At 66.1% G+C, this 487-nt stretch carries 1 pseudogene; it reads left to right on the top strand.

The annotated features are described in order from the left end of the window. Positions 1 to 487 (top strand): annotated as a pseudogene (locus CXF87_RS12360) (IS1380 family transposase); the annotation flags it as partial.

Raw genomic sequence — 487 nt, 5'->3', positions numbered from 1 at the left:
TCTGGGCCTGGAGCTGCGTCCCGGTAAGCAGCACACCATGAAGGGGAGCAACGCCTTTCTGGAGCGGGTGCTGCCCCGCGCCCAAGGCCTGACCGAGCACCCGATTCTGCTGCGTGAAGACAGTGGCTTCGACAGCCAGGCGCACCTGGCGCTTCTCGAACGACAGCGGCAGGCCTTTGCCGACGAGGGCCGCCGGCTGGACTACCTGGTCAAATGGAACCCGCGTGGCTCGGCCACGGCCGATCAGGACACCTGGCTGGCCGTGGCGGCGGACTATTGGCAAGAGCTGCGCCCTGGCAAACGCCAGGCGCTGTGGACGCAGACCGTCTCGATCCGCGACGACACCAAGACTGAATACGTCGTCCAACGCGTGATGCGCCTGGTAGAGCGCACCGCCGATCGCGATGGTCAACTGCTGCTCGAACCGGAGGTTGAGCTGGAAGGCTGGTGGACCAGCCTGGACGAGGCGCCGGAGGCGGTGATCAAA

Source organism: Halomonas sp. MES3-P3E, assembly GCF_002836035.1.
GTDB classification, from domain to species: Bacteria; Pseudomonadota; Gammaproteobacteria; order Pseudomonadales; family Halomonadaceae; genus Vreelandella; species Vreelandella arctica.
This window is presented reverse-complemented; position numbering and strand designations above follow the sequence as displayed.